This window comes from Polyangiaceae bacterium, from assembly GCA_015075635.1.
Classification (GTDB): Bacteria; Myxococcota_A; Polyangia; order Polyangiales; family Polyangiaceae; genus JADJKB01.
This window is the reverse complement of the sequence record JABTUA010000001.1, coordinates 23,210-45,493: the sequence shown is the minus strand read 5'-3', so window position 1 is coordinate 45,493 and position 22,284 is coordinate 23,210. Positions and strand designations below refer to the sequence as shown.

The following is a 22,284-nucleotide window of genomic DNA, read 5'->3' as shown; positions in this document are numbered from 1 at the left end:
CTCACATGCGGATTTCGACGTGGGTCTGCCGGCGCAGGCCCTCGATCCAGGTGCGGCGGGCCTTGCCCATCTTCTCCAGGTAGACCCGCTCGCCGAGCTCGTTCTTTGCTTCCTCGAAGCTCGGCAGCTCGGTCTCGTCGCGTTCGATCAGCTTGACCACGAAGAACGAGTCGCCGACGCGCACGGCGCCCGAGACCTGACCCGGCTCCAGGTTGATCAGCGCCGCATCCAGGGCAGGCGCGAGGCGGCCGGGCTGAAGCCGCCCGAGCTCGCCGCCGCGGTCGCGCGTGCCGGCGTCGTCGGACTTTTCCCGGGCCAGCGCGGCGAAATTCGAGCCAGAGCGCGCCTGAGCCGCCAGCGACTCCGCGAGCGCGCGCTTCTCCTTGGCGGTGGCCTTGTCCCCGGCGGGTGCGTCGATGCGGATCCACGCGGCGCGGAAGCCGAGCTTCCGGCGCTCGTCCATGGTCAGCCGCCGGTACATGGTGCGAACGTCCTCTTCGCTGACGCGGATTCGCCCCTGCACGCGCAGGTTGAGCAGCTTGGCCTCCAGCACCTGACGGCGGATCTCGCCGCGATAGGCCTTCTCGTCGAGGCCCGACTTGGCGGCCTCGGCGATCAGCTTGTCCACGCTCAAGCCGTTCTGCGCCGCGACGCGGCCGATGGCGTCGTCCACCTCTTTGGCGTCCACCACGATCTTCGAGCGATTGGCGGCGCGGAACTGAAGCTCCTCGTCCACCATGCGCTCGAGCACGTTCTTGTAGGTCTGCGAGATGGCCGCGTTGCGCTGGGCGCCGGGGGGGACCTCGGCGTGGATCTTGAGCATGAAGGGCTTGGCCCGGTCGCGCACGTCGCTGAGCAGGATGGCGCGCTCGCCGACCACGGCGACGACCTTCTCGACCACCGTGGCCCGAGCCGGGCGCGCGCTCACGCCGAGCGCGAGGGCGCAGGCGAGCAGGGTGGGGGCGAGGCGGAGGCGCATGGGGAGCGAGTCGTTTATCACAGGCACCTGGGGGAGCAAGACTTCGCGACCGCCGTCCAGTCTCGATCGGTTCTCCGCGAGTCGAGCTGGGTCGCCACCACCGGCGGGGAAGTGGTGACCCGGGGACGGGGCGGTGGAGAGGTACTGGGCCGCACAGGAGCAAGTGCCATCGAGCCTCTACGGGGGCAGGAGCCCGAGGGCGGTGATCGACGCGGAGTCTGTCAAAGAGCAGGTCGGCGCGAAGGCCTCGGCACGGGTCACGCAGGCGCCGGCGGGAGCCGGCGGTCACTCGAGTTTCGAGGGGTCTCTGCGGTGGCCTTGACTGTGCAGAGCCAGATGTCGCGCATCAGGTCGCGCCAGGGCCGCCTACGCTGTTCGTCGCTGCGCAAAGTCACCCCGCGCCAGAGCGCGAGCAGCGTGTATGCGATGCGCCGCAGCACCATCACGACGACCGTGGCTCGCGGGTTCTGTTCGATCCACGGATGATGGTCCTCGGCGAAGGCGCCATCGAGAAGCTGATGGGCAGTCTCGACGCCCCAGTGGCGCCGTACGACGAGCAGCCACTCGGCATCGGTGAGACGAGAGCGTGGCAAGCTGGAGACGAAGTAGCGGTTGTCGTTCGCGACCCGGACGCCATTGGAGTCGAGGGTCTCGACCTCGACGCGGAGCACGGTCCTGAGATGCTCCCAACCTTCCGGCGCGGCAAGGGCTTCACCGAGGTAGATGCGCCGCACGACGGAGCGACTGTGGTCGAGATCCGTGCTGGTGGCGGCGGCCTGGTCAGGCTCCAGGCCACCCATCCAGCGCACGGCCTCGGTGTGGAGGGAGGGTTGGGTGCTCTTGACGGCAAACAGGTAGTGAAGTCCGAGGTCGCGCACCGCCCGAGCGCCAGCGACGCCCGCGTGGGTTGCGCGGGTCGCGGACCTCGTCGAGGCGCGCGTCGCCGAAGCGTTTGACGAGCATGCCGATGACTCTGCGTTGAGTGCGACCTGTTCGAGGCACAGATGAGCTCCTTTCCTTCGTCCGCATGCGTGCCCACGGCGCTGCCGCTGACAATGACCACCAAGGGCAATCCGTGCACACCCCATTCGACGTGGGGTGTGCCCGAACCGTCTCACGGTGTGAGAATGGCGAGCGTCGCGCGAAGCATCGGCTCGAGCAGCGGCTCCACCTCGCAGAGGCGCGCTTGCTCGACGGCTCGCCGCGCGTCCGCTCGCTTGAACCCCATCCGAACCAGCGCTCCGAGCACCTTTTCGGACACGCCGCCCTCGGGCGCGGGCGTCGGCGCTGGTGGCGCCGGTGGCGTGCTCTGTCTTCGCCTCGCTCGCGCCTCCGAGATCTCGTTCTGGATGTGGTCCTCACCGAAGACCTGGCGCGCTCGGTGGGCGTTGTGAGGTCTGCAAAGCAAGCAGCAGTTGTCCACCGTCGTGGGCCCGCCCTTCGCGAACGGGTCGATGTGCTCGATGGTCAAGAAGCGCGTCGCCGAACACCGCCGCCCTTCGGCGTCGGTGAAGGTGCACTGGTCGCCGTCCCGCTCCCTGACCGCTCGCTGGACTTCCACCGGAACGTGCCGCGAGCCCGGCTTCGTCTCGCGGCGCTTGCGGGGCTTGCCCGCGCCGGCGCGGCGCTTCGTCTCCCGCTCGATGAGCAGGTCCAGCGCGCGCTCGAGGATCGTCGCGAGGTCGCCGCTGGGCACCGTGTGGCTGAGCAGCGCCCGGGCCTGCTCGAGCTTGTCGCGGAACGCAGCGTGGGCGCTGAATTCCACGCGAACGCTCTCCGGCGAGAGCGGCTCGACGCGAGGGCGAGGCGCCTGGGCCGGCGGGGCCGGGGTACCTGCCCCGGACCATGTGGACAACTGCCCTTGTACCGGCTCGGGCGTGACCGGGGTGATGGTCGGCGGCACGGCCGGCCGCGGGAACCAGCGGGCGAGCAGCTCCTCGAGCTGTCGCTTGGACTTCCCTCGCGCCTCGGCGAGGAGCTGCTCGGCGTTGTCGTCCGTCAGGTGGCCGGAGAGCAGGAACAGCCCCGTCAGGTGGAGCTCGCCGCTGGCGAGGTCATCGAGCACCTGGGGGAACTGCTGGGCCAGGCGGGCCACACGCACACGCTTGGTCGCGCTGTCCTCGGAATAGCCGAGGCGCTCGGTGCAGTAGGCGAAGAGGGAGGAACACGCATCGAAATAGACAGTCCGGCCGAGCCGGAGGAACTCGCTTCCGGTCTGCCGCAGTCGCGGAATCGCTGTCGGTGGTGTGGCGTGGAACGGGAACAACACAGCCTGCGGCGGTCGAGCTCTGCCAGGTGGAAGATGACGTTGGCGCACGCCGACCGCTCCGAGCTCACGGCGGCCGAAAGTCGCTCGCGGAGCTCGTGGTCGGAGACCGAAGAGAGAGCGTTCATGCTTTCTGGCATATCACGCGATTTTTCGAGCTCGCTGCTGACACGCTGAGCGCGTTTCGGGCATCTGAACGCGTCGCGCGTCGTCGCGCGCACGAACGCGCACGAGCGCGTCACCACGCGCGAGCGAGAGGCCCTCACCCGCGTGGTCGTCGAACGCGAACGCGCGTCGCTCGAGAATGCGTCAAGAGAAATCGACGTCTCGATGCTCTTTCCTTCAGGTCACCGTACGCTGAAACGCTGCTCGCACGCCCGCAAACAAACGGGCGTGCACGGGATGCCCTTGGTGGTCTTTGTCAGCGGCAGCGCCGTGGGTCCGGAAGCTGCGCGTCGAGCTCGAGTCCGATGGCGCTCCCTCCAGGCAGCTGCACGCAGTGCCGCACTCGCGGTCATCGAGCTCTGCGTCGTGCGCTCGACCGCTGCGCCGACGCCGCCAGCGCTTCACCAACGCCCGGCGCCGCCCGAGAGCCACGCCCCGACCTCCAGCGCCGGCCCGTCCTGTCGAGTGCGAATTTGCGCCTGCTCGCGCGCCGTGCCCGTGACCGTCCTCAACTCTTCGAGAACGCGTCGCTTCTCAACCTCTGTCCGGCCCAACTACCGAAGGGGCTCGAACGCACCATAGTCTTGCCGACCTCGGTGCCGACCGACCGCCGAAGCCTACCCGATGCCACCCGGTTTCATCCAACGGGGTCCGCGGCCCGCGGATGGAGAACTACCGAGCGGGACTGGACCGCCGTCACCGGCGCATGTGGGCGCGATCTGCGGTCGTCACGTAGAAGTCCCGCGGCCAGTGGCGCAGGTACTTGACGCTGACGACCTGCGCGCCGTCGTCGGGGTCCACGCCGTCGGTCAGTGTCCCCACCACCCGCACCAGCGAGCCGGCGCTGACGCTCTTCTGGCCGATGTCGTCCTCGCCGGAGAGCTTGGCCAGGGCGTGCACGACGGCGTGCTCGCGATCGCCGACGGTCACGCGGCAGCTGTCTTCGTCTGCGGTGTCGCAGAGGTTCCGGGGCTCGAGCGTGCGCACGCTGAGCGTCAGGTCGGCGTTGCCCCCGGGGCCCGGATGGCGCGCCTTCACCACGCCGAACAGCGTGACGGTCTTGCCCTTCCACTCGTCGGGAGCGCGTTGCGCCATCACCGGGTCGTACTCCCTCGCGCCCTTGGTCGCGGCTTCTTCGTCGCCGAGCGGGGCGTATACGCGGCTGTGCCCGTACATGCCGGGAGAGTGACAGCTCGCGAGAGCGAGAGACGAGAGCAAGAGAAGACGGCCGAACATGGCGCCTGGCAGTATCACGCCGTGCGCGAGGGAGCTACCCACCCGAAGAGGGCGCGGCGCGCGCGGGCAGATCGCCGCGGCGGCGCCTGCGCTTGGGCTCGAAGCGCCGGAACGCGCGCAGCCCGAGCTCGAGCGCCAGGAGCACCAAGAGAAGCAGCGCGACGTCCGACGACACGTCGACTTCGTTCTGGACGCCGCCGGTGACCACCCGCTCGTCGGCCTGGTCCGGCTCGCGGGGCGCGTCGGTGATCTCGCTCGCCTCCAGCGTGACGACGCGTCGCTCGGCGGCGCCGTCCAGGCTCACGCGGTAGCGGCCGACGAGCTCCGGAGTGAAGGTGCGCTGGGCCTCCGAGCCGCCACCGGAGGTCTCGGACTCGAGCTTTCCTCCCGGCCCCTCGATCTCGACCCGGGCTGCTGCCGGGAAGCTCCACGTCGTGCCGGCCACGCTGCGCCGCGGTCCCGCGCGGCGCTCGGCCTGCTCCACGACGTGCTCGAGCAGCGCCAAGAACCCCGGCCGGAGCGCCAGATCGCTCTGGTCGGGAGAGGTGGGCAACGCCACCGCGAGGGCGAGCCCGCGACCGAGCTTCTGCTCCGCCAGGAAGGGCTGCCCATCGTCCCAACGGGCCAGTACGGCGGCACCCGTCGGCAGCGCGCTGTCGAGGCGCGCGCGGCCTCTCGGCGCCAAGCTGGAGAGGCTCGCACCTGGGGCACCGAGCCAGGCGATGCTGGCGGCGTCCACGCCCTTGGCTTTGGTGAGCTCCCATGACAGCGCGCCGCGCGCGAAGGGCTCGAGCGTGGTTCCGAGCTGCACGCTCTCGGCGCGCGGTCCGAGCCACGCGACGGCCACGCCCCCGCGCTCCAGCCACTCGACCAGGGCGGCGCGGGCCTCCGGTGCGAGACCCGACGGGTCGTCGAGCAAGAGGGCCGCCAGGCCGCTCAGCTCCCTCGCCTCTTCGGGCAAGGTGGTGAGCGGGCGCACGCTCACGTCGTGCGCCAGCGCTTCCAGCGCTTGCTCGACGACCGTCGCGCCTCCGGTGGTGGCGCTGGCGGTCGCCAGGTCGGAGAGCACGCCGACGCCCAAGCTCCGAGACTCCGGCGCCACCGGCGCCTGGTCGTCGTGCGCGATGGCGTCCTTGCCGGACAGCCGCGCGTCTAGGCCCACGCTCAGGATGGACGGCTCGAGCGAGACGTTCTGCTCACCCGCTCGCGCGTCGAGCTTCGCGCTCGCGACGAGCTCGCCGGCCTTGGCCTTGGGTGCGTCCGTGCCCGCGTCCGTGTCGCTTCGCGCCGGCTCCCCGTCGCCGACCACCAGCTCCAGGGAGCGCCCGCGGGCGGCCTGCGCCGAGGAACAGGCGATCGTCACGCTGACGCGCCGCCCGCGGCTCTCCGCCGAGACCACGGCGCAGTCGTCGGCGGGCTTGCGGATCTCCGAGAGCGGAGCCCACACCGGCGGTTCGCCACTTGGCAGCGGACCCCCGGCGAAGTCGCTCAGCAGCACCACCTTGCGATCCACGTGGGGCAGCGCCTTCACCGACGAGCGTCCCAGCTGCACCGCGGACGACAGATCCGTGGGGCGGTCCGTGACCCGCAGCTGGGAGAGCGTGCGCTTGGCCGCGGAGAGATCCGTGGTAGCCGAGAGCGCCAGGCGCGCCGGAGCACCGCCGAGGACGATGGCCACGGCGTCGCCCTCCCGGGCCGCAGCCAGGAGGTCCCGGGCGCCGCGGAGCGCGAGCTCGAAGCGCGTGGCTCCCGACGCCGTCGCTGCGCGCATGCTGAGCGAGTCGTCCACGATGATGGCCAGGGCGACCGAGCCGCCGCTCTCGCGGGCGATGGACAACCGCGAGCAGCGCACCAGCGGCGTGGCTCCGAGGACCGCCAGCGCCAGCACCATCAGCGCCCGGACCGCGAGCAGCAAGCGGTCTTCGAGCCGACTGCGCTGGCGCGCGACCGGCTCCGCCACCGGCACCAGGTGGGCCGGCGGGAACTCGCGCTCCTCCGCCCGCGAGCGGCGCAGCAAGTGCGCGACGAAGGGCACCACGACCAGCGCGCCGATGGCGAGGGCGAGGCCCACCACGAAGCTCATCGCTCGCCTCCGCGGGCACCGAGCACGATCTCGCGGACGGCGGTCACCGGGTCGTCCGAGGTCACGCACTTGATCAAGCGCCCGCCGCTCGCCGCCAGTCGGTCGTCCCAGCTCTGGGCGATGCTCTCCAGTCGGGCCAGGTACCCGTCACGCACCAGGCTGGCGTCGGTCTCGACGTGGACCTCGCCTTCGCTCGCGTACAGACGCACCGGTCCCTCCATGGAGAAGGTCGCCTCGAGGGGGTCGAGCACGCGTACCGCGATCAGCGTGCGACCCATGGACGAGAGCGCCGCGAACCGGTCGAGGGTGTGCTCGGGCAGATCGACGAGGTCGCTCAGCAGCACCACCACCGCGCCTCGGCGCGCGTGGCGGGCGACCGCGGCGAACGCCCGCTCCACCGCTGCCGCGTCGAGCCTCACGTCACCGCCGGGCTGGACGGTCTCCAGCGCCGCGATCACTCGCTCGAAGGCCTCGCGCCCTCCGAGCGCGGGCAGCGGCTCCCGGGCCTCGCCGCCGATCCAGTCGAGCGCCACTGGATCGCCGCCGGAGATGGCGATGCGCGCCAAGGCCGCCGCGACCACGGCCGCAAAGGCCAGCTTGGCGCCGGGCGCTCCTTTGCTGCGGAAGGCCATGGACGCGCTCGCGTCGACCACGATGCGGAGCGCCCGATCGGTCTCGGTCTCGAACTGGCGCACCAGGAGGCGACCGTGGCGCATCAGCGCGTGCCGATCGATGAAGCGCAGGTCGTCGCCCGGGGTGTAGGCGCGGTGTCCGCCGAACTCCACGCCCGCGCCCCGGCGCTGACTGCGGTGGCCCCCGGCGTAGACCCCGTCGGCGGCGTGGCGCGCGCTGATGCGCAGCGGCGCGAGCTCGCCCCAGTCGAGCCGTCGCTCGATGCTTCGCCGAGACTCAGGGCCGGAAGCGTTCACCGGTCGCCGTCGCTGCCGAGCCGTGAAGCCCGCCGAAGATCACCAGCTCACCACCGGCAAATGCGTAAACGGCCCACTGGTGGTCCTCGCCCGATGGCCAGGCCGGCACAGCAGTCCAGGCGTTCGTACCGGAGCGATAGATGGCACCGTCCTTGAGCGCAGCGCCTGCCGCGGAGAAGCCGCCCACCATCAACGTGGCGCCGTTGGCGATGCGCGCGCTGAAGCCAACCTGACGGTGCAGGGCATAGCGCGCGCCAGGCGCGCCCGCCGTGGGGAGATTCGTCCAGGCGCTCCCGTCGAAGCGCCTGCCGTCGTCGTACGTCGCGGGGGCACCGCCGGTCTCCTTGCGCCCGCCCCAGGCGATCAGGTTGCTGCCGTCCCAGGTACCGAAGGCGCCGAAGCGCTGCGTGGGGCCGTTGGGGAGCGGGGCCCATGCATCGGTCGCAGGGCGATAGCGGTGGGTCTGGTTGAAGTTCGAGTTCGCCTGCTTGCCTCCGTAGACGATGAAGTCGGTGCCGGACCAACCGGTGGTGGAGTGAGCGCGCTGCGACGGCTCGCCGTTGCCGTTCGCCACCGTCCAAACGTCGGTCGTCGGGTTGTAGCGGAAGGCGCCGGTGAGCGGCGCACCCGCCGCGTCCACGCCGCCCCAGAGCAGCACCTCCGAGCCGGTCCAGGAGAGGTACGGCGCGCGGCGGGCGCTCGGCTTGTTCGAGCTGGACACGGTCTTCCAGCTCTTGGCGACCGGGTCGTACAACGCGCCGTTGTCGAAGTCGGAAGATCCGCTGCCACCGCCCCAGACGAAGACGCGATCGCCGGTCCAGACCGCCGACGCCAGCACGCGCGGTGAAGGAGTGTTCGCGTCCTTGTTCACGGGCGTCCAGGTGTTCGTGGCGACGTCGTAGATGGCGCCGTCGTCGAGCGCCACGGCGGCGGCGTTCAGCCCACCCCAGATGAAGACCTGGCCCAGGCCGGACAAGGGCGCGTATGCCGCGCGACTGCGGCCCGCCGGCGCGCCCACGCTGTTCAGAGGCACCCAGGCCGGCGAGCAGACTCCGGCCGCGCAGCTCCGCCCTACGCCGCAGTCGATGCCGCAGCCTCCACAGTGTTTCGGGTCCGTGTTCGGGTTCACGCAGCCGCCGCCGCACAAGAGCTGCGGGCTGGTGCAGGTCGGGGCGACGCAGGTGTTTCCGCTGCACACCTTGCCGCCGCTGCAATCGGTGTCCACACAGCACTCGAAGCAACCGGTCGAGCAGCACAACGTGCCGCTGGCGCAGGCCGAAGAGACGCACTTCCCGCTGCCGTCGCAGCTGTTCGTCGTGCACGGATCGGAGTCCGCGCAGTGCGCGGCGGAGCAGCACTCGCGGCACTCGCTGCCGCAGTCGTTGGGGGTCGAGGTCGCGCACTGGCAGCTCGAGCCGGAGCAAACCGCGCCGGGCTTGCAGGCCGAGCTGCAGGCGCCGCAGTGCAGCGGGTCCTTGGTCAGGTCCACCTCGCAGCCGTCGGCAGGCTGGCTGTTGCAGTTGGCGAACCCGCTCAGACAGGAGGGCTGCCCATTGAAGCACTGCTGGTTGGTGCCCACGGGCTGGTTGCAGCCGCCGCAGTGCAGCGGATCGCTGGCGGTGTTCACGCAGGAATTTCCGCACTTGGTCTCGCCGCTGCCGCAAGAGAGCACGCAGGACGTTCCGTCGCAGATCGGCGCGGAGGAGTTGCACACCGTGGTGCACGAGCCGCAGTGCTTCGGGTCGGTGAGAGCTGCCTCGCAGCCGGGGCTCGAGTCGCAGTCCTGGAAGCCCGCCAGACACCCGCACTTCCCCGCGGTGCAGGAGCCGTTCACGCCGCAGCTTCCTGCGCACGCCCCGCAATTCTTCGCGTCGGTGGCAAGGACCGCTTCGCAGCCGTCGTTCTTGTCGGCGTTGCAGTCGCCGTAACCGGTCGCGCACTCGCACTTACCGGCTACGCACGCCTGGTTCGCGCCGCAGGCCGCGCCGCAGGAGCCGCAGTTGGCCTTGTCCGTCCCGAGGTTTGCCTCGCAGCCGTTGGACGTCTGCCCGTCGCAGCTCGCCGTCCCGCTCGGGCAGGTACACTTCCCCTGCTCGCAGGTCTGGTCGAAGCTGCACTCGGCGCCGCAGCTGCCGCAGTTCGCCGGATCCACCGCCGAGTCCACCTCGCAGCCGGTGACGGCGTTCTTGTCGCAATCCAGGTGGCCGAGGGCGCAGGTGCCGGTGCACTGCCCGCTGGCGCAGGTGGTGCCAGGACACGCCTGCCCGCAGCCGCCGCAGTGCGCCTGTGCCTTGCTGGTGTCGACGCAGGCGTCGTCGCAGCAGGTCTCGCCGGTCTTGCACGCGCTGCACGGACCTCCGTCCCCCGCGCTGCCGCCGCTGCCGGAGACGCCGCCGCTGGCGGAGACGCCGCCGCTGCCGCCACCACCCCCCAGGCTCGAGTCGCCGCTCTCACCGCCCGAGCCAGCGGCACCGCCGCTCGCCGGCACCGTAGAGAAGCCGTCGTCCAGGAGCTGCGGGCAGCCGGCCGCGGACAGACCGACGAGCGTCACCGCGAGCGAGCGCCGGAGCCAGGGGAGCATCAGAACCTCCCCCGGATGCCGGCGCTCTGGGGTCCGAGCCAAGCTCCGACCCGAGCTTGCTCCGTGCGCTCGGGCGAGGTGAGCCAGAGCGTGACGCCTGCGCCCACCCCCACGACGGCCACCACGTAGCCGATGGTGGAGACGGTGCGCAGGCTACGGAACGCCTCGGCGTCGTCGGCCCCGCTCGAGCCCGCGGCGCACTGCCCGTTCGGGCAGGCGTCTTCGGCGCTCTGGTGCTTGCTGGTCGCCATCAGCCCCGTGGTGACGCCGACCCCGAGCCCCACCGCTCCGGCGCCGAGCGCGACGAAGGCCCAGGTCTTCTGGGAGGACTTGGCGGTCGATCCCTGCGCGCTCGGCTCGCCGGGCTCGGCATCGGGGGCGGTGCCTTCTGGCGCCGGGGGCAGCACGAGCTCGACCGACTTCTCCTCCTTCTCTTGGATCTCCAGCGTCGCGTGCGCCTCGCGACCATCGCTGGTCTTGGCAACGAGCTCGTGCTTGCCGGGATCGAAGGGCGCGGGCACACCGAGCAACGCTGCCGCGAGCGGCCTGCCGTCCACGCTCACGGCGAGCGCCTTCGACTTCGGGTCGATGCCCTTGACCACGACGACCGCCCTGGGAACCCGCGGCCGGAGCTCGGCGAGCTCGGTCTGGGCCTGCTCGACGGCCTCCCGGAAGGCGGGCGGCGAGCTCGCGTCCAAGCGCGTGCGGGTGGTGCGCACGTAGGCCTCCAGGGCTTCGACCCAGCGCCCTCCCTTGGCCAGCGCTCGGGCGTGCCGGAGCGAGAGCGTCGGCGCGGGCACGAGGGCGTAGGCCCGCTGGTAGAGGTCTTGGGCCTTGGCCCAGTCCTCGGCCTCCATCGCCTTGGCTGCCTGCTCGGCCAGCTCGCGCGCCGCGTTCCGATTGGCGTCGTCCTCCTGCGCGAGCGCGGCGGAGGTCAACGTGAGCGCGAGAGCGCAGGCAACGAGCTCAGAACCCCAGATCCTCCGCATAGCCACCTTTGGGTTTAGCTGGTGTCGGGGCCGCGGTGGGGGAAGATTTCGCGCTGGCTTCCGGCGTTGGGGGAGCTGCAGCCGGCAACGCCTTCTTTTTCCCGCGCGCGCTCCCGGGCGCCGCGGCCTGGGCGGGTTCCGCCCCCGCGGGCTCCGGCGGGGCTGAGGCGGCCGGCGTCGGCGCTGCGGTAGCCGGAGGAGCAGCCTGCGGCGCGCCGTGCGCGCCTTCGTCGGGGCCGGCCGCTACCGGTGGCGTCGTCCCCCCGACGCTGGCGCGCACCGCGAAGAACCCGGCCAGCGCCATCGCGACGACCACCACCATCGCGATCAGCGCGACGCGGCGCTTCGGTGAAGGCGCGGGCAGCGGGGGCGCGGGCGCGCTCTCCACGATGGGCGGTGGCGGGACGGTGGCGATCTCGACCTGGGGGGTCTGGCGCGCGGGGAAGAGTGCGGGCGGCGGCGTGGACGCGCGAGCGGTCGCCAGCGAAACCAGCGAGATGCGCCCCGTCGGCATCGGCTCGACCCAGGTGGCGCGGAGCGAGTGCCCGCTCACGTCCTCCGACACACCACGCGCCATCAGCCACGCCGCCAGGGCTTCGCCCAGCTCGCGCATGCTCTGGTAGCGCTTCTCGCGGTCCTTCTCGAAGCCCTTCTGCATCACGGCCCAGAGCTCCGCGTCGCCGGCGCCGAACTCGAGAATGGGACGGATCTCGTCCTCGATGATGTGACGGAGCAGCGCGTTGTAGTTCGCGTCCTCGAAGGGCACGCGTCCGGTCACGCACTCGTACAGGAGCACGCAGAGCTCCCAGATGTCCGCCCGGTGATCGATGTCCTCCATCCCCCGCGCCTGCTCCGGCGCCATGTAGTCCGGGCTGCCCACGACGGTCCCCGCCTGGGTGATGCGGTGGTCGCTGACGTTGCTGGCGGCGAGCTTGGCGATGCCGAAGTCGAGGATCTTGGGCTGCAGCCTGCCGTCGGTGTCGGCCAGGTAGATGTTGTCCGGCTTCAGGTCCCGATGCACGACGCCGCGCGCGTGGGCCGAGCCCAGCGCATCGGCGATGGGTAGCAAGATCTGCACGGCCTGCACGGCGGGCAGCTGGCGCTCGCGGTCGAGGACCTCACCCAGGGTCTCGCCCTGCATGAGCTCCATCACCATGAACGGTTCGTCGTGCCGGGTGCGCCCGAAGTCGAAGACCCGGCAGATGGCGGGGTGTTTCAGCCGCGCTGCCGCCCGGGCCTCGGTGAGGAAGCGGTCCTCCGTGGCCTTGGTGGCCATGTCGCCGCGGATCAGCTTGAGCGCGACCTGGGCGTCGAGCGCCAGGTTCTTCGCCACCCACACCGAGCCCATTCCGCCCTCCCCGAGCAGGCTGATGAGCTTGTACTTGTCCGCGACGATCTCGCCCACCACGTAGCGCGAGGGTGCGTCCGGGAGAACGCTCTCCTCTGGGCTCACTTGGCCAGCGCGGACGATTTGCGACACGACAGCGCAATTCTGCCAAGGTCGCGAGGCGAGCGCTAGCTACCGGTCAAGCTGAGCACGACTCCCGCTGCAATTCCGAGCAGGGCCGCCACCACGGCGATCAGCCAGAACCAGCTCATTGGGGGGCTTCTGAGCTCGGCGTGAGTCGTTTTGTCCGGCGACGGCGCTGGTTCGCCGACGGAGAGCTCGGTGTCGCGGCTGCCCAAGTCTTGCTCGGGTGGCGGCGGGGCCGTGGAGGCGACGTCGCGAGGCCGGCGCACTGCCGTGGCCAGCACCGTGGCCAGCGCCGCGGCGGAGGGGTAGCGCTCGTCGGGCGTCTTGGCCAGCGCGTGGCCGACCACGGCGTCGAGCGCGGGCGTGATGCCCGCGTCCGGAGCGCGCTCGGATGGCAGCACCACCGTGTCCGTCAGGTGTGCGGTCATGATCGCAATGGGGTTCTTGCCGTCGAAGGGCACGCTCCCGGTCAAGAGCTCGTAAAGAATGATGCCCGCCGCGTAGATGTCGCTGCGCGAGTCCACCTCGTCGCCGCGAGCGGCCTCCGGCGCCATGTACTCCGGGGTGCCGAACACCATGTTCTGCTGAGTCAGCGCGGTCAGTGACTGGCTAGCGTCGCCGCGCAGCACCTTGGCCAAACCGAAATCCAGCACTCGAGCCGTCTCCGTGCCGCTCTCGGCGTCCCGCTCGACGACGACGTTTCCAGGCTTCAAATCCCGGTGCACCACGCCTTCCGCGTGCGCGACGTCCAAGGCGCAGCAGATCTGTCGGACCAGCTCCACCGCCCGCGCCGGCTCGACCTTCTCGGTCTTGAGCAGCACGTCGAGGGGGGTTCCCTGCACGTGCTCCAGCGCCATGAACAGGAGCCCCTCTTCCGTCTCCCCGAAGTCGAGCAGCGGCACCAGGTTCGGCCCGCGCAGCTTGCGCAGGATGCGCGCCTCACGGTGGAAGCGCCGGCTGATCTGGTGATCGCGCGCCAGGTGGCGGTGGATCACCTTGAGCGCGACGCGCTGTCCTACCTGAACGGCCGACGACTCTCCCGACTCGCGCGCCTCGACGCACTCCGCCCGATACACGACCCCGCTCGCGCCGTCGCCGAGCACGGTCTCGATGCGGTAGCGTCCGCCCACCAGTGAACCCGGCCCGACTGGTCCAGAGCTGGGGCTGAAGCTGCTAGTCTGGCTCATGCTCTGCTCTCACGGGCTGGCATCCGCGCAGGCTTCCAGGAGCTTCGGGCTCATCGTCACCGGGTCGAGGGCCGCCTTGGTGTCGAGCTTGCGCCACTCCGCGCAAGCCGCGCGCGCCAGGCCCGGGGCTTCCAGCGCGGCGTAGGCCTCGAGCAGCTGGCGGTGCACCCCCGCGAGCTGCTCCGTGGTGAGCTGCGAGCTGACCGAGAGAAAGCGGTTGCCGCGACCAACCGCGTCGACGTAGCGCCCGCTCTTCACGTCCGCCGTGAGCGCCGGCAGCTCGGCCTGCACCTTGCGCTGCTTGTCGCGGGTCTCGCCCGCAGCCTGCGAGCAGAGCAGGGGGTTGGCCTCTGCGACGGACTTCTTGCCGTCCTCCGTCAAGGGGAGCTCGGTCAGGGGGACGAGCACGATGTCGCCCGGAACGAGCTTCTTTCCCTTCAGGCCGTTGTAGTGGTCGAGGACCCAAGCCTTGTTGGGGTCGCCCATGTACTTCTGTGCGATGCTCACGATGCTGTCGGCATTCGTGACCATCACCGGAAGGTTGTACGGGATCAGGATTTCAGCGCCATCCGCCGGGGGCAGCCAGGGGCTCGAGCCGTTTGCCATGCTGAGCACGTCCGCCCGATGCGGGGCGCCCAGGTGCACGGTGGCGAGCTCCGCCCAGGTGTCGCCCTTCTTGATGCGACGGTGGGACAGGGCCGGGACCTCCAGGCGCATCCCGAGCACGATGGGCGCGCCGCCTCGCGCGTCCAGCCCATTGGCGGCCACCAAGAGCTTCTCGTGCTGGATCAGCCCGTAGTAGCGCTCGGCGATGGCGGCCAGGGTGTCGCCCTTCTGGACGACGTGGGTGAACCCGCGGGCGTCTGCGGAGAGCGAGAGCAGCAGGGCGCTGCCGAGCAGCATCAGGAGCTTGGGCGCGCGCATGGCTGAGAGGGTACCGAGCTTAGCCCGGCCTCGCGCGAGCGGCAGCATTGGGCCCTCGCGAGGGCTTTTCTCTACGGCTTTGCGCGCGCGCGCACGGCGCCGAGCGCGGCTTGCAGTCGGCGCTCCAGCTCGCGGGCGCTCGCGGGTCGGTCCGCCGGGCGCTTTTCCAGGCAGGCGAGCACCGCCTGATCGAGGCGCTCGGGCAGACCCAGGTCGGGGCGACGGGCCCGCAGGGGCGCGGGGTGCTCGCGCTGGTGGAGCTCGAGCAGCGCGCGGCGCTTCGACACGTTGAAAGGCAAGCTGCCGGTCAGCGCCTCGTACATCACCACACCGACGGAGTACAGGTCCGCGCGACCGTCGAGCTCCGCCCCGATGCACTGCTCTGGCGACATGTACTCTGGCGTACCCAGTGTGAAGCCCTGCTGGGTGATCGACTCGGCCTGGGCGAGCTTGCTCATGCCGAAATCGAGCACCTTCACCGTGCCGTCGTCGCACAGGAAGATGTTCCCTGGCTTCATGTCGCGGTGGACGATGCCGAAGGTGTGAGCGGCGTCGAGCGCGCGACAAACCTGGCTGAACACCTCGACGGCCTCTTCGGGTGCGAGGGGGCCCACGGTCTTGACCCTGCGGGCCAGCGTCATGCCCTGCAAGAGCTCCATCACCACGTAGATGGACCCGTCGGGCATCTGGTCCAGGTCGAGGACCTGGACGATGTTGGGGTGCTCGACGAAGACCTGCACCCGCGCCTCGCGGCGGAGGCGCGCGACCTCCGCGGCGTCTTCGGCAGCGGCGCCGCGCAGCACCTTGATCGCGACGTGTGAGCCCAGCGTGACGTGCTCCGCGGAGTAGACGGTGCCGATGCCGCCGGCGGCGATGCGCTGGCGGATGCGATACTTGCCGCCCAGCACCACGCCGACCAGGTCGCCGGGAATGCTGCCGATGGCGCCCTTCAGCTCGAGCCCGCGCTCCAGCGCGGCGATGCGGTGCTTCTCGAGCACCCGCGCGGCGCGCTCCTTGGCGACGCGGTTCTGCAAGAACCCCACCGCCGCTCCGAGCACGCCTCCGAGCGAGCCGGCGATGCCGGAGGCCAAGGCGCTCCCGGAGAACGCCACCCCACCGGCGCAGGCGAGCGCGCCCAGGCCGGCGGCGATGGGCACGGCGCGGCGGCGCGCGACGGGCTTCCAGCTCACGACGTAGCTGCAACTCGCCTCGCCGCGGGCGAGGCAGGCCACGTCGGCCACGCTGGCGTCCGCCTGTCCCCAGAGCCGCGGCAGCGCTCCGAGCTCGGAACGGCGCAGAGTGCACAAGAGCGGGTCGCGCTCCTCGTCGCCGCTCTCCTCGCGCGGGCGGTAGGTGATCGAGACCTGGGAGCGGGAAGCCCTATCGAGCGTGTAGCTGCCGACGCGAGTGCTCTCGCTCGAGTGAGCGCACAGGTACTGGTATGCGTCGGGCAACGACGACGCGACGCGGAGCATGCGCACGTAGGCGCCCAGCGCCTCGGGGTGGGTGGCCCACTCGCCTCGCTGAGCGATGGCGCTCTCGCCCAACGCGGTGCCGAGCGCGGAGAGCGCGCGCGTGGCTGCGCCCACCGACAGCCAGGCCGAATCGTCGTCGAGGACGTGCTCGGTGAGGCCGAGCGTTGCGACCAGGCTGCGGCACGCCGACTCGCCTCGCTCCGCGCGCAGCCTCAAGAAATACGGCCGCAACAGCGTGGCGCGCAGCTCTTCCTTGCCGCCCCCTGGGGGAGGCAGGCTGCCGAACGACCTTCCGCTCGAGCCCGCCTCCATCGCTCGGAGGGTAGCAGAGCCTCAGTCGGGGAAGACCGCGCCCTTCGCCTTCTCGAGCGGCCCGCGCACGCGGGCCAGCGTCGGAAAGCGCACCCCGATGAGCACCCAGGAGGCCACGAAGAACGGCAAGAACACCACGGGGGGGTGCCCCAGGAAGCCGAGCATGAAGCCGAAGATCGCGATCGCCTCCGAGAGCGCGCAGCCGAGGATCAGGGACGTCTGGTAGTTGACGAAGGCGGTGTTCTCGGCGGCCTTCGGGTCGGCGAACACCCGTCGCTTGGGGGCGTCACGGTAAGGGATGACTCCGGACGCGTTCGGGTCGGGGGCCTCGGTGATCTCGACCTTGGCCTGCTGGAGCACGGTCCGCTGTTGTTGCATCGGCAGCACGAAGCTGAAGATGGCGAGCCCGATCGCCACTGCGCCGAGCGCTGGCGCCAGGATCGGCGTCGCAATCGAGGGCGGGTGGGGCTGCACGAACAGCACCACCAGGAACAGGACCGTGGACGCGAGGAGCGCGCCCCAAAGGATGCGCGGAGTCAGGAGGCGGGGGTGCATGCGGCACCCAGGCTATCGCTGACGGTGTTCTGGAACAGTCCTGTCCCGCCAAACTCTCGTAATCATGGCGCTTGCCCCAGCGCCCCTGTTCCTCGGCGGGTGAGGCGTGGGGCCCATTTCGCGCACTTGGGCGCTGGTGCGCGGGTTGCAGTGCAGGACCCACATGCGACCTCTGGCGTGGCTGGGCCTGCTCGGAATCCTGCTCTCCCTGCTGACCGCGTGCGGCGCGCCGCCCGAAGCGGGCGAAGAGCTGGGCGAGGTCGAGCAGGCGGTGGTGTCGGCGCCGCTCCCGAGCGCTCACTGCCAGATCAACGTCATCGGCAAGGGCGTCAAGGCACTCGAGGACGACTACCTGCCCCACGTCATCACCTGCGAGAACGGCGGCGCCAGCTTGGAAGCGCTGAAGGCGCAGGCGATCGCGGCGCGCTCCGTCGCCTACTACAACATCGCGACCCAGGGCTCGATCTGCGACGGGCAGGGTTGCCAGGTCTACTCCTGCGGAGCCGCACCTCAGGCCAAGCACTTCCAAGCCGTGAAGGAGACGGCGGGTATGTACCTCTCCTTCGCCGGCGCGCTCACCTACGGCTTCTACGTCGCGGGCGACACCAACACCGGTGGCTCGGGCTGCGTCGGCTCGAGCGGCAGCACCGAGAAGTACGTCACCTACAACTGGGGCAAGACCGGCGGCGCCGTGAAGCAGACCTCGCTCGGCTACATCGGCCCGCCCGGCTTCGGTCAGAACCGCGGCTGTATGGGTCAGTGGGGCGCGCGCTGCCTGGAGAGCAAGGGCTGGGGCCACATGGACATCCTGCGCTTCTACTACGGCAGCGACATCCAAGTGCTGAAGGCATCGGGTCCCTGCGTGCAGAGCTGCAAGGCGCACTGCGAAGGCAGCACCATCGTCGGCGCCGACTGCGGCAAGGGCGACTGCGCTGCCTACGGCGCGACCTGCGTGGACGATTCGAAGGGCGTGCGCTGCGCCAGCGTGTTCTGCCCGGCACAGGGCCAGAAGAAGGTGTGCATCGACGACAAGCTCATCGGCGACTGCAACGACGGCGCGATCTCGTCCGGTGACTGCTCGGTGTACGGCGCGAAGTGCGTGGACGACGCCAAGGGCGCGCGCTGCGTCAGCGTGTTCTGCCCGGCGCAGGGCCAGAAGAAGGTGTGCATCGACGACAAGATCATCGGCGACTGCGACGACGGCGGGATCTCCACGGGAGACTGCTCGGTCTACGCGGCCAAATGCGTGGACGACGCGAAGGGCGCGCGCTGCGCCAGCTTGTTCTGCGACGGCGCACCCGGCAAGGCGCACGACGTGTGCCTGCCCAACGGGCAGCTCGGGCACTGCACCGACGCCGGCGGCCTCTCCGCGGAGGACTGCCCGGCCGACGAGCCCTGCACCGACACGGCCGCCGGGGCGCAGTGTGGCGAGACGCCGCCCACGACGTCGAGCGGGGGCACGGGCGGCAGCGCGCCGACCTCGGGTGGCGCGAGCGGTGCGGGAGGCGCAGCGCCCAGCCCGATCAGCCCCGACGCGGGGGTGGTCGCCGACGACTCCGGCTGCTCGGTGGGCGGACCTGGGCGCGGAGCGATGCCGGCGCTGGTGCTGCTGGTGCTCGGTGCCTGTGCCGCGGTCCGTCGCAAGCAGGCCCGGCTCGCCGCGCTCGCAGTCCTGTTGCTCGGCGCCGCGGGCTGCTCGGCGGGAAACCCGGAGGGCGGCGATGCCGACGAAGAGCAGTGCGAGGCGCCGACGCTGGCCCAGAGCGCCGAGGCCCTCTCCAGCATCGACTGCGGCGAGCACGGCGACACCGGCTACTCGAGCGGCAGCCCCTTCCCGATCACCGTCGTGACCGTGGACGGCAAGCCCGTCGAGAAGGCCACGGCGAACGCCTACTACGTGATGGCGCAGGCGGCGGCGGCGGCGGGCGTGAACCTGAAGATCGTCAGCGGCTTCCGCACCATGGCGGAGCAGCAGTACTTCTACGGCTGCTACGTCAACTGCAACTGCAACAACTGCAACCTGGCCGCCAAGCCCGGCTACAGCAACCACCAGAGTGGGCATGCGCTGGACCTGAACACCTCGAGCGCGGGCGTGTACGCCTGGCTCGAGGCGCACGCCGGTGCCTACGGCTTCAAGCGCACCGTGCCCAGCGAGAACTGGCACTGGGAGTGGTGGGGCGGTGGGCCCGGCGGCGGGCCCTGCGGCAGCTGCAAGCCGCACTGCGACGGCAGCAAGATCGTCGGCGCGGACTGCGGCAAGGGCGACTGCGCCGCCTACGGCGCCACCTGCGTGGACGACGCCAAGGGCGTGCGCTGCGCCAGCGTGTTCTGCCCGGCGCAGGGACAGAAGAAGGTGTGCATCAACGACAAGCTGATCGGCGACTGCAACGACGGCGCGATCTCGTCCGGCGACTGCTCGGCGTACGGCGCGAAGTGCGTGGACGACGCCAAGGGCGCGCGCTGCGTCAGCGTCTTCTGCCCGGCCCTCGGTCAGAAGAAGGTGTGCCTGGACGACAAGCTGATCGGCGACTGCAACGACGGCGCCATCTCCGCGGGAGACTGCTCGATCTACGCGGCCAAATGCGTGGACGACGCGAAGGGCGCGCGCTGCGCCAGCCTGTTCTGCGACGACGCACCTGGCAAGGCGCATGACGTGTGTCTGCCGAACGGGCAGCTCGGTCACTGCACCGACGCCGGCGGCCTCTCCGCGGAGGACTGCCCCGCCGGCGAGCCCTGCACCGACACCGCCGCCGGGGCGCAGTGCGGCGAGACGCCCGCGCCCGCTCCGAGCGGCGGCTCCGGGGGCTCGGGCGCGGGAGGCTCGGGCTCCGGCTGGACCGGCGGCGCCGGCGGTGGCAGCAGCGGCGGAAAGCCAGGGGCTTCGCCGAGCAGCGGCGGCAAGCCCGGCTCGAGCGCCGAGGACGTCGAAGCGGGCTGCAGCTGCTCCATGCCGGGCGAGAGCGCGCCGCGCTCGCTGCCGGCGCACTTGGCCCTCGCTGCGCTGGCGTTGCTCGGCGCGCGGCGTCGCGCAGCCCTCTGATGCGACCGTGATGCGAGTTGCCAGACTGGGGCGTGCCGCGGCTGAAGGTCGAGTGAAGGCGGGGGCCGGGCTCACTCCACGTAGCGCACGTCGCAGTCCGAGGAGAGCTCGAAGGTGCCCTGCTTGACGTAGAAGTGGCCCGTCTCGGAGTGCTCCGCGCCGGTGCACGCGAGCTCGAATTTGCCGGGATTGTCCGCGATGCTGAAGGTGCACGAAGTGCCGGCGATCGGATGCACGTCCATCAGACGTTCCGGCGAGCTCGCGCAGTTGCCCAGCCAGTACACGGTGGGGGCTGTCAGGTGGAAGTCGGGGAGGTACGCCGGGCCGTCACCGACCTGCGCGATGGGCTTAGACGTCAACGGCCCGTAGCTGCCGGGTCCGCTCACGTTGGGCGCCATGAAGACGAAGCCGGCGGAGGGCGGCACCGCGGGACCACAGCGGTCGCGGAAGCGGGCGATGTTCACGCCGTTCAGGATCGCGAGCTGGACGTCGACGCGCACGGCCGACGTCTTCTTGTCGATCAGCACGCGGCACTCGTTCGCGCGCGAATTCGTCGCGTTGGCCGCGAAGCCGTCAGGCCCCATGAAGCTCAGCCGCTTGTCGAGCGCGTTCAGACCCGAGGTCTGGTACGGACAATCCGCGTTCGCGACGTAGTCACAGAAGCTGATGGGTCCGCTGAGCTTCACCTCCTCGCCGGTAGAGGACTCGACACCAACCAGGTCGTAGGTGCCGGTGGCCGAGCCGGGCTCCCACTGGCTGAACGAGATGCTGCCCCCGCGGGAGACCCAGGTCTTCTTGGCGAAGTTGATGACCAGCGCGGCGGTGTTGGCGTTGCCCCAGTTCGCGCCGCTCTGCTCGAGCAGTTGCACGTTCTGGGGGTCGTACACCGTGTCCGAGACCAAAAGCTGGCAGCGCCCGCCGTAGTCCGACTCCAGCATGAAGTACCCGCCCAGCGGGTGGCGCATCGACATGCCGATGCACTCGACCTCGAGCTTGGTGCCGCTGGTGGCCTCCTCTTCGCCCTTGCAGCCCGTGTTCGCGAGCGCGGCCGCCATCAACATCGGCAACACCAGGCGGAGCTGGCTCAGCAGGGCGCGCACAGCGCACCTCCGCAGTCGATCCCCGTCTCGTCGTCGTTCATTGCGCCGTCCGTGCAGTGGGCGGCCGCCGCCCAGCTGAAGTCGACCTCGTTGTCTTTGGGGATGTTCGTGTAGCCTTCGAGCGGCTCGCAGCTGTACTCGACCTTCCCGCTGCCGTCGTCCTTGATCAACGGCAGGTTGGGGTAGGTGCAGGGCAGAATGGGCTCGCACGCGGTCTCGCACTCCGAGGAGACGACGACCGCCGCGTCGCCGGCGACGACTTTGTCGTACGACGTGCGACGCGAGCCCTCCGGGCACTCGTTCGAGCACTCGAGCGGCGTCGCGTCGTCGCCCCCACCGCCGCCACCGCTGCACGCCACCGCACCCAGGAGGATCGACGCGAGAGCCCGACGAGCCCAGCGCTTCACTCTCTTCAGTTCGGACAAGACGGTTGCCCCAGCGTGTTGTCCGACAGCACCGCGACGCACGTGAAGCACTTCTCGGTGATGTACGGGAAGGTAGGGGGATTCTCCGGGCAGGCCTGCATCACGGCGCACACGTACTCGCACGACCCGGACCCCATGGTCTTGTAGGCGCCCTCGGCCTTGTAGGTCGCGGGGTCGTATCCGCCGCTGATGTCGTAGCTGCCGTTGAACGACTTCTTTTCGTGGAAGAGCGTGCCCACCGGGCACTTCTGTTGGCCGCAGGACTGGGCGACTTCCTTGGCATCCTCGCTCGGATCGCTGCAGCCCGTAGGGACCAGGAACCCCAGCAGCAAGGCCGCGCCGCACCAACGCCACCACCGATTGCGGTTACAGAACTCCATCGTTCATCAATAGCATGCCCCCCGCCACACCTGGCAAGGCCCTTCCAGTCTCGATCGGTTCTCCCCGAGTCGAGCTGGGTCGCCACCACCGGCGGGGAAGTGGTGACCCGGGGACGGGGCGGTGGAGAGGAGCATGGGCCGCACAGGAGCAAGCGCCATCGAGCCCCCACGGGGGCAGGAGCCC

The 22,284-nt window shown here is 70.6% G+C and carries 17 protein-coding genes; 1 reads left to right on the top strand and 16 read right to left on the bottom strand.

Annotated features, from left to right (window positions below; all coding sequences use genetic code 11):
• Position 1: 1 nt before the first annotated feature.
• From HS104_00195 to HS104_00135, 13 genes are all read right to left on the bottom strand, one after another.
• Positions 2–979 (bottom strand): peptidylprolyl isomerase, encoded by a 978-nt coding sequence (locus HS104_00195; GenBank protein MBE7478402.1) that lies wholly within the window; start codon positions 977–979, stop codon positions 2–4.
• A 257-nt stretch (positions 980–1,236) separates the two neighbouring features.
• Positions 1,237–1,857: a hypothetical protein gene (locus HS104_00190; GenBank protein ID MBE7478401.1), complete on the bottom strand. Its 621-nt coding sequence runs from the start codon at positions 1,855–1,857 to the stop codon at positions 1,237–1,239.
• Between the two features lie 236 nt (positions 1,858–2,093).
• A complete protein-coding gene (locus tag HS104_00185) occupies positions 2,094–3,245 on the bottom strand; it encodes an HNH endonuclease (GenBank protein MBE7478400.1) in 1,152 nt (383 codons plus the stop codon).
• A gap of 861 nt (positions 3,246–4,106) precedes the next feature.
• Complete coding sequence (locus HS104_00180) at positions 4,107–4,646, bottom strand: hypothetical protein (GenBank protein MBE7478399.1); 540 nt, start codon at positions 4,644–4,646, stop codon at positions 4,107–4,109.
• Between the two features lie 34 nt (positions 4,647–4,680).
• Positions 4,681–6,729, bottom strand: coding sequence for a VWA domain-containing protein (locus tag HS104_00175; protein MBE7478398.1), 2,049 nt, complete (start codon positions 6,727–6,729; stop codon positions 4,681–4,683).
• Positions 6,726–7,625: a DUF58 domain-containing protein gene (locus HS104_00170; GenBank protein MBE7478397.1), complete on the bottom strand. Its 900-nt coding sequence runs from the start codon at positions 7,623–7,625 to the stop codon at positions 6,726–6,728. Before HS104_00170 ends, HS104_00175 begins: the two co-directional genes overlap by 4 nt.
• A gap of 13 nt (positions 7,626–7,638) precedes the next feature.
• Entirely contained in the window at positions 7,639–10,239 is a 2,601-nt protein-coding gene (locus tag HS104_00165) for a hypothetical protein (protein MBE7478396.1), read from the bottom strand.
• On the bottom strand, positions 10,239–11,177 hold the full coding sequence (locus HS104_00160; GenBank protein MBE7478395.1) for a hypothetical protein: 939 nt from the start codon (positions 11,175–11,177) through the stop codon (positions 10,239–10,241). The genes HS104_00165 and HS104_00160 overlap by 1 nt, the downstream gene beginning before the upstream one ends.
• 28 nt (positions 11,178–11,205) lie before the next feature.
• On the bottom strand, positions 11,206–12,708 hold the full coding sequence (locus tag HS104_00155) for a serine/threonine protein kinase (GenBank protein MBE7478394.1): 1,503 nt from the start codon (positions 12,706–12,708) through the stop codon (positions 11,206–11,208).
• A 35-nt stretch (positions 12,709–12,743) separates the two neighbouring features.
• Positions 12,744–13,889 carry a serine/threonine protein kinase gene (locus tag HS104_00150; protein ID MBE7478393.1) on the bottom strand — a complete coding sequence of 382 codons (1,146 nt, stop codon included), beginning with the start codon at positions 13,887–13,889 and terminating at the stop codon, positions 12,744–12,746.
• A gap of 9 nt (positions 13,890–13,898) precedes the next feature.
• Complete coding sequence (locus HS104_00145; GenBank protein ID MBE7478392.1) at positions 13,899–14,813, bottom strand: LysM peptidoglycan-binding domain-containing protein; 915 nt, start codon at positions 14,811–14,813, stop codon at positions 13,899–13,901.
• A gap of 71 nt (positions 14,814–14,884) precedes the next feature.
• Positions 14,885–16,600, bottom strand: a complete 1,716-nt coding sequence (locus HS104_00140; protein MBE7478391.1) for a serine/threonine protein kinase — start codon at positions 16,598–16,600, stop codon at positions 14,885–14,887.
• 21 nt (positions 16,601–16,621) lie between these two features.
• On the bottom strand, positions 16,622–17,155 hold the full coding sequence (locus HS104_00135) for a hypothetical protein (GenBank protein ID MBE7478390.1): 534 nt from the start codon (positions 17,153–17,155) through the stop codon (positions 16,622–16,624).
• A gap of 163 nt (positions 17,156–17,318) precedes the next feature.
• Here HS104_00135 and HS104_00130 point away from each other — a divergent pair, with 163 nt between their 5' ends.
• Positions 17,319–20,195, top strand: coding sequence for a D-alanyl-D-alanine carboxypeptidase family protein (locus tag HS104_00130; GenBank protein MBE7478389.1), 2,877 nt, complete (start codon positions 17,319–17,321; stop codon positions 20,193–20,195).
• 71 nt (positions 20,196–20,266) lie between these two features.
• Here the strand turns inward: HS104_00130 and HS104_00125 are convergent, their stop codons facing one another.
• From HS104_00125 to HS104_00115, 3 genes are read right to left on the bottom strand one after another with little or no spacing between them, the layout of a single operon-like run.
• Positions 20,267–21,295, bottom strand: coding sequence for a hypothetical protein (locus tag HS104_00125; protein MBE7478388.1), 1,029 nt, complete (start codon positions 21,293–21,295; stop codon positions 20,267–20,269).
• Positions 21,280–21,702 (bottom strand): hypothetical protein, encoded by a 423-nt coding sequence (locus HS104_00120; GenBank protein ID MBE7478387.1) that lies wholly within the window; start codon positions 21,700–21,702, stop codon positions 21,280–21,282. Before HS104_00120 ends, HS104_00125 begins: the two co-directional genes overlap by 16 nt.
• A gap of 5 nt (positions 21,703–21,707) precedes the next feature.
• Positions 21,708–22,052, bottom strand: a complete 345-nt coding sequence (locus HS104_00115; protein MBE7478386.1) for a hypothetical protein — start codon at positions 22,050–22,052, stop codon at positions 21,708–21,710.
• Positions 22,053–22,284: the final 232 nt, after the last annotated feature.

Bases quoted from the DNA above. Each gene is read 5' to 3' on its own strand.
- HS104_00195 (MBE7478402.1), bottom strand. From the start codon at position 979: ATGCGCCTCCGCCTCGCCCCCACCCTGCTCGCCTGCGCCCTCGCGCTC.
- HS104_00180 (MBE7478399.1), bottom strand. From the start codon at position 4,646: ATGTTCGGCCGTCTTCTCTTGCTCTCGTCTCTCGCTCTCGCGAGCTGT.
- HS104_00175 (MBE7478398.1), bottom strand. From the start codon at position 6,729: ATGAGCTTCGTGGTGGGCCTCGCCCTCGCCATCGGCGCGCTGGTCGTG.
- HS104_00165 (MBE7478396.1), bottom strand. From the start codon at position 10,239: ATGCTCCCCTGGCTCCGGCGCTCGCTCGCGGTGACGCTCGTCGGTCTG.
- HS104_00150 (MBE7478393.1), bottom strand. From the start codon at position 13,889: ATGAGCCAGACTAGCAGCTTCAGCCCCAGCTCTGGACCAGTCGGGCCG.
- HS104_00145 (MBE7478392.1), bottom strand. From the start codon at position 14,813: ATGCGCGCGCCCAAGCTCCTGATGCTGCTCGGCAGCGCCCTGCTGCTC.
- HS104_00140 (MBE7478391.1), bottom strand. From the start codon at position 16,600: ATGGAGGCGGGCTCGAGCGGAAGGTCGTTCGGCAGCCTGCCTCCCCCA.
- HS104_00135 (MBE7478390.1), bottom strand. From the start codon at position 17,155: ATGCACCCCCGCCTCCTGACTCCGCGCATCCTTTGGGGCGCGCTCCTC.
- HS104_00130 (MBE7478389.1), top strand. From the start codon at position 17,319: ATGCGACCTCTGGCGTGGCTGGGCCTGCTCGGAATCCTGCTCTCCCTG.